Source organism: uncultured Streptococcus sp. (assembly GCF_963545685.1).
Lineage (GTDB): Bacteria > Bacillota > Bacilli > Lactobacillales > Streptococcaceae > Streptococcus.
Genome location: NZ_CAUUKN010000049.1, coordinates 1 through 10,073, shown reverse-complemented (window position 1 = coordinate 10,073; position 10,073 = coordinate 1). Strand labels below are relative to the sequence as shown.

The window sequence follows — 10,073 nt, the reverse complement described above, 5'->3', positions numbered from 1 at the left end:
GCTGAAATCCTTAAACGTGAAGGTTTTGTAAAAAACGTTGAAGTTATTGAAGATGACAAACAAGGCATCATCCGCGTATTCTTGAAATACGGACAAAACGGTGAACGTGTTATCACTAACTTGAAACGTATCTCTAAACCAGGTCTTCGTGTTTACTCTAAACGTGAAGATGTTCCTAAAGTTCTTAACGGACTTGGAATCGCGATCATTTCTACTTCAGAAGGTCTTTTGACTGACAAAGAAGCACGTCAAAAGAACGTTGGTGGAGAAGTTATCGCTTACGTTTGGTAAGAGGTTAATACTAAGCGCGATTATTTAACTATTCGTGCGAGTTTCGTTGATTTAATTCTATGAAACTCATCCCCGTGAAAACTAGTCACTTAGTTAGTGGCTTGATAATCTAACAGGAGAATTAAATACTATGTCACGTATTGGTAATAAAGTTATTACTTTGCCTGCTGGTGTTGAAGTAACAAATAACGATAACGTTGTTACTGTTAAAGGACCTAAAGGCGAACTCACTCGTGAGTTTAACAAAAATATTGAAATCAAAGTTGAAGGCAACGAAGTTACACTTCACCGTCCAAACGACTCAAAAGAAAACAAAACAATCCACGGTACTTCACGTGCAAACTTGAACAACATGGTTGTTGGTGTTTCTGAAGGTTTCAAAAAAGAACTTGAAATGCGCGGTGTCGGATACCGTGCTCAACTCCAAGGAACAAAACTTGTTCTTTCAGTTGGTAAATCTCACCAAGACGAAGTTGAAGCTCCAGAAGGTATTACTTTTGAAGTACCATCTGCAACTTCAATTGTCGTTAGCGGTATCAACAAAGAAGTTGTTGGTCAAACAGCAGCTTACATCCGTAGCCTTCGTTCACCAGAGCCTTACAAAGGTAAAGGTATCCGTTACGTTGGTGAATACGTACGTCGTAAAGAAGGTAAAACTGGTAAATAATAGGATTTTATCCTTGTGGCAATTCTTTTTAGATTGTCTACTTACCAAAAGCTCTCATGAGCAAGCATTATAATTAAGAGGTGAAAATTGTGATTTCGAAACCAGATAAAAACAAACTCCGCCAAAAACGCCACCGTCGCGTTCGCGGAAAACTCTCTGGAACTGCTGATCGCCCACGTTTGAACGTATTCCGTTCTAATACAGGCATCTACGCTCAAGTAATTGATGACGTAGCGGGTGTAACGCTCGCAAGTGCTTCAACTCTTGACAAAGAAGTTTCAAAAGGAACTAAAACTGAACAAGCCGTTGTTGTCGGTAAACTTGTTGCTGAACGCGCAGTAGCTAAAGGTATTTCTGAAGTGGTGTTTGACCGCGGTGGATATCTCTATCACGGACGTGTTAAAGCTTTGGCTGACTCAGCTCGTGAAAACGGATTGAAATTCTAATAGGGAGGACACTTAATAATGGCATTTAAAGATAATGCAGTAGAACTTGAAGAACGCGTAGTTGCTATCAACCGTGTTACTAAAGTTGTAAAAGGTGGACGCAACATGCGTTTTGCTGCTCTTGTTGTTGTTGGTGACCGTAATGGTCGCGTAGGATTTGGTACTGGTAAATCTCAAGAGGTTCCAGAAGCTATCCGTAAAGCAGTTGAAGCAGCTAAGAAAAACCTTATCGAAGTTCCTATGGTTGGTACAACTATTCCTCACGAAGTTCGTTCAGAATTTGGTGGAGCGAAAGTATTGTTGAAACCAGCTGTTGAAGGGGCTGGGGTTGCCGCTGGTGGTGCAGTACGTGCCGTCATCGAATTGGCTGGTGTTGCTGATGTAACATCTAAATCACTTGGTTCAAACACTCCAATCAACATCGTTCGTGCGACTGTTGAAGGATTGAAACAACTTAAACGTGCTGAAGAAGTTGCGGCTCTTCGTGGCATCTCAGTATCTGACTTGGCATAAGAAAGGAGATAACAATGGCTCAAATTAAAATTACTTTGACTAAGTCTCCAATCGGACGCAAACCAGAACAACGTAAAACAGTTGTTGCTCTTGGACTTGGTAAATTGAATAGCTCAGTTGTTAAAGAAGATAACGCTGCTATTCGTGGTATGGTCAACGCAGTATCTCACTTGGTAACTGTAGAAGACGTTAAATAAAAATTGATTTAAGTCGTGAGGGTTACCTTGCGACTTAAACTGAATTTCATGTATAGGCGAGTTTCTAATCAAGCTACCTTACTTGGTTAGAGGCGCTAGCATTTTACAAAAAGAGGAGAAAATAATAATGAAACTTCATGAATTGAAACCTGCTGAAGGTTCTCGTAAAGTCCGTAACCGTGTAGGTCGTGGTACTTCATCTGGTAACGGTAAAACTTCAGGCCGTGGTCAAAAAGGTCAAAAAGCTCGTAGTGGTGGTGGCGTACGTCCAGGATTTGAAGGTGGACAAACTCCATTGTTCCGTCGTCTTCCAAAACGTGGATTCACTAACATCAACGCTAAAGAATACGCACTTGTAAACCTTGATCAATTGAACGTTTTTGAAGATGGTACAGAAGTAACTCCAGCAGTTCTTAAAGAAGCTGGAATCGTTCGTGCTGAAAAATCAGGCGTTAAAGTTCTTGGTAACGGCGAATTGACTAAGAAATTGACTGTTAAAGCAGCTAAATTCTCAAAATCTGCTGAGGCAGCTATCACTGCTAAAGGTGGTTCAATCGAAGTCATCTAATGAGGGGTAACTCATTATGTTCTTTAAACTATTAAAAGATGCGTTGAAAGTCAAAAACGTTCGTAATAAGATTTTATTTACAATCTTCATTATTTTCGTTTTTCGTGTCGGGACTCATGTAACGGTTCCTGGTATCAACGCTGAAAGTTTGAAACAATTAAGTGATTTACCTTTCTTGAACATGCTTAACTTGGTGTCTGGTAATGCTATGAATAACTTCTCTATCTTCTCGATGGGGGTTAGTCCTTACATTACAGCATCAATCATTGTCCAACTTTTGCAGATGGATATCTATCCAAAATTTGTAGAGTGGGGCAAACAAGGGGAAGTTGGTCGCCGTAAATTGAATCAAGCGACTCGCTATATCACTCTTGTCTTAGCCTTTGTTCAATCGATTGGTATTACAGCAAGTTTTAATACTCTCTCATCAATTTCATTGGTTAAAACACCTAATGTTTCAACATATCTATTGATTGGGACAATTTTAACTGCTGGTAGCATAATTGTGACATGGCTTGGTGAACAAATTACTGATAAAGGATTTGGTAATGGTGTGTCAATGATTATCTTCTCAGGTATCATTGCTTCCATTCCAAAAATGTTCTCAACAATTTACGAGGATTTCTTTGTCAATGTTCGTACAGAAGATTTGACTCGTTCATATATCATCGTCGCTTTGTTGATTGTGGTAGGTTTGGCGATTGTCTTCTTTACGACATTTGTACAACAAGCAGAATATCAAATTCCAATTCAATATACGAAATTGGTTCAAGGGGCTCCAACGAGTTCATACTTACCTTTGAAAGTTAATCCAGCTGGTGTTATTCCCGTTATCTTTGCTAGCTCGATTACGACAATTCCTAGTACGATTCTTCCATTCTTCTCTAAGGTTACGTGGTTATCACATTTACAAGGACTACTCTCGTATAATACCCCTAGTGGAATGATTACTTATGCGATATTGATTATCTTGTTCTCATTCTTCTACACATTTGTCCAAGTAAATCCTGAAAAAACTGCAGAAAACCTTCAAAAGAATGGGTCTTACATTCCTAGTGTTCGTCCAGGTCGTGAGACTGAAAAGTACATGTCTTCATTGCTTAAGAGGTTGGCAACAATCGGGGCTGTATTTCTCGCGTTTATTTCATTGGCTCCAATTGCGGCTCAACAGTTTATGCACCTCACAAGTTCAATCGCACTTGGTGGTACATCACTCTTGATCTTGATTTCAACTGGTATCGAAGGTATGAAACAACTTGAGGGTTACCTATTGAAACGTCAGTACGTTGGATTTATGAATCGTGAAGACTAAGTCTTCTCATGAACAATTGAGAGGGAAAGAAAGGTAACTTTCTGTCCCTTCTCTTTTGTTTTTTGATAACTCTACCAAGGTTGCTAAACTTTGATAGAGTTATTTGAAAACAAAAATAAGGAGTTCGTAAGATGAATCTTTTAATTATGGGTCTACCAGGTGCTGGTAAAGGGACTCAAGCTGCAAAAATTGTTGAAGAATTTGGTGTAGCTCACATCTCAACTGGTGATATGTTCCGTGCTGCTATGGCTAATCAAACAGAAATGGGAACTTTGGCAAAATCATTCATCGATAAAGGTGAATTGGTACCAGACGAAGTTACAAATGGAATTGTTAAAGAACGTTTGGCTGAATCTGATATTGCTGAAAAAGGTTTCTTGCTAGATGGTTACCCACGTACTATTGAACAAGCTCATGCTTTGGATGAAACATTGAAAGCACTTGGTATTAAACTTGACGGTGTAATTAATATTGAAGTTAATCCAGAGAGCTTGGTTGAACGTCTTTCAGGTCGTTTCATTTGTCGCTCATGTGGTGCTACTTACCATAAAGTATTCAACCCAACTAAGGTTGAAGGAACATGTGATGTTTGCGGTGAACATGAATTCTTCCAACGTGAAGATGATAAACCTGAAACTGTTAAACGTCGTCTTGATGTAAACATTGCTCAAGGTGAGCCAATTATTGCACACTACCGTGAGCTTGGTCTTGTATCAGATATTCAAGGAAACCAGGATATTGACGATGTATTCGCTGATGTTAAAAAAGCGATTGCAGCAATTAAATAATTATAAAATCTTACTTGCGCATCAGACTTAAGCATGTTATAATACTTTAGTCTGGCTTATAATTGTTACCTCTGTGCTCAGAGGAAATCAAATCGAAATTTTAGGGGGTACTTTTGCGTGGCAAAAGAAGACGTGATTGAAATTGAAGGTAAAGTTGTCGAAACTATGCCTAATGCTATGTTTACTGTTGAGTTGGAAAATGGACACCAAATTTTGGCGACAGTTTCTGGTAAAATCCGTAAAAACTACATTCGTATTTTGGTCGGTGACCGTGTGACTGTTGAAATGAGTCCTTATGATTTGACACGTGGACGCATCACATACCGCTTTAAATAATCGAAATAATTGGAGGGATTAAAACATGAAGGTAAGACCATCGGTTAAACCAATTTGCGAATACTGTAAAGTTATTCGTCGTAACGGTCGTGTTATGGTAATTTGTCCAACAAATCCAAAACACAAACAACGTCAAGGATAATATAGAAAGGAGAAATCATGGCTCGTATTGCTGGAGTTGACATTCCAAACGATAAACGTGTAGTAATTTCACTTACTTACGTATATGGTATCGGGCTTGCAACATCTAAGAAAATCTTGGCTGCTGCAGGCGTTTCTGAAGACATCCGCGTTAAAGATTTGACAAACGATCAAGAAGACGCTATCCGTCGTGAAGTGGATGCAATCAAAGTTGAAGGTGACCTTCGTCGTGAAGTAAACTTGAACATCAAACGTTTGATGGAAATCGGTTCATACCGTGGTATCCGTCACCGTCGTGGACTTCCAGTTCGTGGACAAAACACTAAAAACAATGCTCGCACTCGTAAAGGTAAAGCTGTTGCGATTGCAGGTAAGAAAAAATAAAATAAAATAAGGAGGTAAAAATCTTGGCTAAACCAACACGTAAACGTCGTGTGAAAAAGAATATCGAATCTGGTATTGCTCATATTCACGCTACATTTAATAACACTATTGTTATGATTACTGATGTGCATGGTAATGCAATTGCTTGGTCATCAGCTGGTGCTCTTGGTTTCAAAGGTTCTCGTAAATCTACACCATTTGCTGCTCAAATGGCTTCTGAAGCTGCTGCTAAATCTGCACAAGAACACGGTCTTAAGACAGTTGAAGTAACTGTTAAAGGTCCTGGTTCAGGTCGTGAGTCTGCTATCCGTGCTCTTGCTGCTGCTGGTCTTGAAGTAACAGCAATCCGTGATGTAACTCCTGTACCACATAATGGTGCTCGTCCTCCAAAACGTCGTCGTGTGTAATCTTTAACAACAATAGTACACAAGGTTCGTTTCGAGGGAGTATAATAAATGATTGAGTTTGAAAAACCAATAATAACAAAAATTGATGAAAATAAAGATTACGGCAAATTTGTCATCGAACCACTAGAACGTGGTTATGGTACAACTTTGGGTAACTCTCTTCGTCGTGTACTTTTGTCATCACTTCCAGGTGCTGCCGTAACATCAATTAAAATTGATGGAGTACTCCACGAATTTGATACCGTACCAGGCGTCCGTGAAGACGTGATGCAAATTATCCTTAATATTAAAGGACTTGCTGTAAAATCTTACGTCGAAGACGAAAAAACAATTGAACTTGATGTTCAAGGTCCAGCTGAGGTTACTGCTGGAGATATCTTGACTGATAGCGACATTGAAATTGTTAACCCTGATCATTATCTTTTCACAATCGCTGAAGGTGCTTCATTGCAAGCAACTATGACAGTAGCTACAAACCGTGGTTATGTTCCAGCAGAAGAAAACAAGAAAGATGATGCACCAGTGGGAACTTTGGCTGTAGATTCAATCTACACACCAGTGAAAAAAGTCAATTATCAAGTTGAACCTGCTCGTGTAGGTAGCAATGATGGTTTTGATAAATTGACAATCGAAATCATGACAAACGGAACAATCATCCCAGAAGATGCCCTCGGTCTCTCGGCTCGTGTTTTGATTGAACACTTGAACTTGTTTACTGACCTTACTGATGTGGCTAAAGCTACAGATGTGATGAAGGAAACTGAGAAAGTGAACGATGAAAAAGTGCTTGACCGTACCATCGAAGAACTTGATTTGTCTGTACGCTCATATAACTGTTTGAAACGTGCCGGTATCAATACCGTCCATGATTTGACAGAGAAAACTGAGCCTGAAATGATGAAAGTCCGTAACCTAGGTCGTAAATCACTTGAAGAAGTCAAAGTTAAATTGGCTGATCTTGGACTTGGACTTAAAAACGATAAATAATAATATAGGAGGATAACATGGCTTACCGTAAACTTGGACGCACAAGCTCACAACGTAAAGCGGTTCTTCGTGATTTGACTACAGATCTTATCATTAACGAAGCAATCGTTACAACTGAAGCACGTGCTAAAGAAATCCGTAAAACAGTTGAAAAAATGATCACTCTTGGTAAACGTGGTGATTTGCACGCACGTCGTCAAGCAGCTGCATTTGTACGTAACGAAATTGCATCTGAAAGCTATGATGAAGCAACTGATAAATATACATCAACAACTGCTCTTCAAAAACTTTTCTCAGAAATCGCACCTCGTTATGCTGAACGTAACGGTGGATACACTCGTATCCTTAAAACAGAACCACGTCGTGGCGATGCTGCCCCAATGGCAATCATCGAACTTGTTTAATTTTTATCAATTTTGTTGAGTGTTATGATGATGGAATAGCTTAGCTTTTCTTAGTCTAGCTCTGGTCTACCGCTAGGCAGACGCCTAGCGGGAACACTCATCATAAAATGGGAATAAATAAGCATGTAACGCTTGTTTACGAAAGATAATACTGTTATTTTTCGTAAGCAGGCGTTTTTTGTCTATAAATCGTCTGAATATTTTGATATAATGAATTAGACTTATTTTTACATGGGGGATATTATTGTGACCAGAGCTAAGGAGCTGCTTAAACAAAGGTACTATAAGCCAATCAAGGATCAGCCTGAACTATTTGTTGGAATCGAGTTGGAATATCCTGTAGTTAATTTGAGTGGGAATGCTACTGATGTTTCTCTAACGAAACAGTTATTCGTCTATCTTCTAAATAATTTTGATTTTCATGCTGATAAGTTTGATTCTGATAATAATCCTATTCAACTTATTGATCAGGTTTCTGGTGATATGATTCTTTTTGAAGTTTCATACAATACGATTGAATTTGCTTTTGCAAAGGCTAGCCGCATTTCTGAAGTTGAGGAACGTCTAGATACTTACCTCAGTATGATTCAACCGTATCTTCGCGACCATAATCATGAGTTGCAAGGATGGGGGGTAAATCCAAACTGGGCAAAGAATGATAATAGACCTGTTAAATCTCCTCGTTATGAGATGCTTATGGATTTTCTCGAGCTCTCTAAAGCCAAGAATGATTCTTTCTTTCACGATTACCCTGAATATGGCTCTTTTATCTGTGGGAGTCAGGTACAGTTAGATGTCTCAAAAACATCCTATTTGAGGGTTCTAAATGCTTTTAATCAAATAGAGGGACCCAAGGCGGTATTATTGGCAAACTCTGAATTTTGGGGTTCTGATTGGGATCTTGCGCTTTCACGTGATGTTTTCTGGGAGAATTCCATGCATGGTGTGTTTAAGGAAAATGCAGGAGTATTTCCGAAGGCGTTTAAAAACGAAGATGACTATTTTTCTTATCTGTCTGAGACTGCAATTTTTACAGCTAAGAGGGGTGAAGAAACTTACTATTTTGAACCGATTCGTGCTAAAGACTATCTAACGAGACCTTATATCGAAGCTCGCTCTATTCAGGGGGAAGTTGCTACGATTGTGCCAAATGAGGAAGATTTCAAAAGTCACCGTTCTTATCAATTTCAAGATTTAACGACTAGGGGAACCGTTGAGTTTCGAAGTGTTTGTACGCAGCCTTTCTCAGCGACTTTTGCACCAGCAGCCTTTCACCTTGGTCTTTTAGTTAACTTAGAGACACTAGAAGGTATTTTAAAAGACGCACCTTTATTTGAGGTTTTTGACTATGATTACCCTAGAATTCGTCGCTTGTTTTCGAAAAAGAAAATCTCAAAGACTGATTTCAAATTGATTCTGCCTTTGACAGAGGCTCTACTAACTTGTGCAGAGGAAGGACTCAAAAACCGTGGCTTTGAAGAAGAAGTCTACTTAGCTCCTCTTCAAGAAAGATTAGCTGCTTTGAAAGCTCGTTTAGACTAATTCCAGATAGTGCCAAATAGTATACAAGTAATGTTTTGGAAAAACTAAAAAAGCCAAAAAGTTTATTGACAATAGCATACAATAAATGGTATTATATGATAGTTGTTTCGAAAGAGACAATAGAGAGTTTCAAGAAAAAACTTTCAAAAAAGTATTGACAGTGATTGTTAAACTTGATATAATAACTACTGTTGTTAGCGGAAATGGCGGAATTGGCAGACGCGCAGGACTAAGGATCCTGTGACCGCTTTAGGTCGTGAGGGTTCAAGTCCCTCTTTCCGCAGAGTAACCAGTCAATAGACTGGTTTTTTTATATTAAAAAATCAAAACGCTTACAAATTATGGAAAAACTAGTTTTTTGAGTCTAATTGTGATAAAATAAACATGTAAACGGGTTCAATCCCAAAAAAATATAGGAGGCCTTTATAATGGCAATCGTTTCAGCAGAAAAATTTGTTCAAGCAGCTCGTGACAATGGTTATGCAGTTGGTGGATTTAACACAAACAACCTTGAGTGGACTCAAGCTATCTTGCGTGCAGCAGAAGCTAAAAAAGCTCCAGTACTTATCCAAACTTCTATGGGTGCGGCTAAGTATATGGGTGGTTACAAATTGTGTAAAGCCCTTATTGAAGAATTGGTTGAGTCAATGGGTATCACTGTACCAGTTGCTATTCACCTTGACCACGGTCACTACGAAGATGCTTTGGAATGTATTCGTGTAGGATACACTTCAGTTATGTTTGATGGATCTCACCTTCCAGTTGAAGAAAATCTTGAAAAAGCAGCTAAAGTTGTTGAATTTGCACATGCTAATGGTGTATCAGTTGAAGCTGAAGTTGGTACAATCGGTGGTGAAGAAGATGGTATCATCGGTGACGGTGAATTGGCACCAATCGAAGATGCTAAAGCTATGGTTGCAACTGGTATCGACTTCCTTGCAGCAGGTATCGGTAACATCCACGGTCCTTACCCAGAAAACTGGACTGGTCTTCACCTTGATCACTTGCAAAAATTGACAGAAGCTGTACCTAACTTCCCAATCGTATTGCACGGTGGATCAGGTATTCCTGATGATCAAATCCAAGCAGC

The 10,073-nt window shown here is 39.1% G+C and carries 16 protein-coding genes and 1 tRNA gene; all 17 read left to right on the top strand.

Going from position 1 to position 10,073, the window contains the following annotated elements:
• Positions 1 to 291, top strand: a 291-nt coding sequence (gene rpsH / locus RWZ99_RS07795; protein WP_314677749.1) for a 30S ribosomal protein S8, incomplete at its 5' end; no start/stop codon positions are given.
• Between the two features lie 130 nt (positions 292 to 421).
• Complete coding sequence (rplF, locus tag RWZ99_RS07790) at positions 422 to 958, top strand: 50S ribosomal protein L6 (protein ID WP_002887056.1); 537 nt, start codon at positions 422 to 424, stop codon at positions 956 to 958.
• Between the two features lie 89 nt (positions 959 to 1,047).
• Positions 1,048 to 1,404, top strand: a complete 357-nt coding sequence (gene rplR, locus RWZ99_RS07785) for a 50S ribosomal protein L18 (RefSeq protein ID WP_302224429.1) — start codon at positions 1,048 to 1,050, stop codon at positions 1,402 to 1,404.
• An 18-nt stretch (positions 1,405 to 1,422) separates the two neighbouring features.
• Positions 1,423 to 1,917, top strand: a complete 495-nt coding sequence (rpsE, locus tag RWZ99_RS07780) for a 30S ribosomal protein S5 (protein ID WP_002885626.1) — start codon at positions 1,423 to 1,425, stop codon at positions 1,915 to 1,917.
• A 14-nt stretch (positions 1,918 to 1,931) separates the two neighbouring features.
• A complete protein-coding gene (rpmD, locus tag RWZ99_RS07775) occupies positions 1,932 to 2,114 on the top strand; it encodes a 50S ribosomal protein L30 (RefSeq protein WP_002885773.1) in 183 nt (60 codons plus the stop codon).
• Between the two features lie 127 nt (positions 2,115 to 2,241).
• Positions 2,242 to 2,682, top strand: coding sequence for a 50S ribosomal protein L15 (rplO, locus tag RWZ99_RS07770; RefSeq protein ID WP_002885849.1), 441 nt, complete (start codon positions 2,242 to 2,244; stop codon positions 2,680 to 2,682).
• 16 nt (positions 2,683 to 2,698) lie between these two features.
• Positions 2,699 to 3,994, top strand: a complete 1,296-nt coding sequence (gene secY, locus RWZ99_RS07765) for a preprotein translocase subunit SecY (RefSeq protein ID WP_314677744.1) — start codon at positions 2,699 to 2,701, stop codon at positions 3,992 to 3,994.
• 131 nt (positions 3,995 to 4,125) lie between these two features.
• Positions 4,126 to 4,782 carry an adenylate kinase gene (locus RWZ99_RS07760; protein WP_002885632.1) on the top strand — a complete coding sequence of 219 codons (657 nt, stop codon included), beginning with the start codon at positions 4,126 to 4,128 and terminating at the stop codon, positions 4,780 to 4,782.
• 117 nt (positions 4,783 to 4,899) lie between these two features.
• Positions 4,900 to 5,118 (top strand): translation initiation factor IF-1, encoded by a 219-nt coding sequence (infA, locus tag RWZ99_RS07755; RefSeq protein ID WP_001040189.1) that lies wholly within the window; start codon positions 4,900 to 4,902, stop codon positions 5,116 to 5,118.
• A gap of 25 nt (positions 5,119 to 5,143) precedes the next feature.
• Positions 5,144 to 5,260 carry a 50S ribosomal protein L36 gene (rpmJ, locus tag RWZ99_RS07750; RefSeq protein ID WP_000868345.1) on the top strand — a complete coding sequence of 39 codons (117 nt, stop codon included), beginning with the start codon at positions 5,144 to 5,146 and terminating at the stop codon, positions 5,258 to 5,260.
• A 17-nt stretch (positions 5,261 to 5,277) separates the two neighbouring features.
• The gene (gene rpsM / locus RWZ99_RS07745; RefSeq protein ID WP_002885820.1) at positions 5,278 to 5,643 is read left to right on the top strand and encodes a 30S ribosomal protein S13; all 366 of its coding nucleotides are present in this window, start codon (positions 5,278 to 5,280) and stop codon (positions 5,641 to 5,643) included.
• 23 nt (positions 5,644 to 5,666) lie between these two features.
• Complete coding sequence (rpsK, locus tag RWZ99_RS07740) at positions 5,667 to 6,050, top strand: 30S ribosomal protein S11 (protein WP_004195509.1); 384 nt, start codon at positions 5,667 to 5,669, stop codon at positions 6,048 to 6,050.
• A 48-nt stretch (positions 6,051 to 6,098) separates the two neighbouring features.
• Complete coding sequence (locus tag RWZ99_RS07735; protein ID WP_314677737.1) at positions 6,099 to 7,037, top strand: DNA-directed RNA polymerase subunit alpha; 939 nt, start codon at positions 6,099 to 6,101, stop codon at positions 7,035 to 7,037.
• Between the two features lie 17 nt (positions 7,038 to 7,054).
• Positions 7,055 to 7,441 (top strand): 50S ribosomal protein L17, encoded by a 387-nt coding sequence (gene rplQ / locus RWZ99_RS07730; RefSeq protein ID WP_002885709.1) that lies wholly within the window; start codon positions 7,055 to 7,057, stop codon positions 7,439 to 7,441.
• 246 nt (positions 7,442 to 7,687) lie between these two features.
• On the top strand, positions 7,688 to 8,983 hold the full coding sequence (locus RWZ99_RS07725) for a gamma-glutamylcysteine synthetase (RefSeq protein WP_314677751.1): 1,296 nt from the start codon (positions 7,688 to 7,690) through the stop codon (positions 8,981 to 8,983).
• Positions 8,984 to 9,180: 197 nt separating this feature from the next.
• A tRNA-Leu gene (locus RWZ99_RS07720) sits at positions 9,181 to 9,266 on the top strand.
• 145 nt (positions 9,267 to 9,411) lie between these two features.
• Positions 9,412 to 10,073 (top strand): class II fructose-bisphosphate aldolase (locus tag RWZ99_RS07715; RefSeq protein ID WP_314677733.1); only part of this gene is annotated, 662 nt, incomplete at its 3' end.